This window comes from Exiguobacterium sp. s168, assembly GCF_018619035.1.
In the GTDB taxonomy this organism is placed as follows: Bacteria; Bacillota; Bacilli; order Exiguobacteriales; family Exiguobacteriaceae; genus Exiguobacterium_A; species Exiguobacterium_A acetylicum.
Genome location: NZ_JACSNE010000071.1, coordinates 1 through 397 on the forward strand (window position 1 = coordinate 1; position 397 = coordinate 397).

Sequence of the window (397 nt, forward strand, 5' to 3'; positions counted from 1 at the left end):
TTGGTATTCTAAGAACACACGTCTTAAATGACATGGTTAATTAAAAGTTTGATGTCTTGTTGATGTCTTCAGTTTTCAAGGTGCGAGTGCCTTATCCAAAGGACAAGACAAATGGAGCCTAGCGGGATCGAACCGCTGACCTCCTGCGTGCAAGGCAGGCGCTCTCCCAGCTGAGCTAAGGCCCCAGGATTGAAATTATAATGGAAATGGTGGGCCTAAGTGGACTCGAACCACCGACCTCACGCTTATCAGGCGTGCGCTCTAACCGGCTGAGCTATAGGCCCATTCCATGACTAGAGAGAATTAGACTCTCAAAACTGAACGATGGGCATGTCCCGTAAGGGACGTTTTCCTTAGAAAGGAGGTGATCCAGCCGCACCTTCCGATACGGCTACCT

2 tRNA genes are annotated in these 397 nt (G+C 49.4%); both read right to left on the minus strand.

Annotated elements, in window-relative coordinates:
- Window positions 1-112 precede the first annotated feature (112 nt).
- Window positions 113-185: transfer RNA gene (locus tag KNQ15_RS16670), tRNA-Ala, on the minus strand.
- Between the two features lie 22 nt (window positions 186-207).
- Window positions 208-284, minus strand: a tRNA-Ile gene (locus KNQ15_RS16675).
- Window positions 285-397 lie beyond the last annotated feature (113 nt).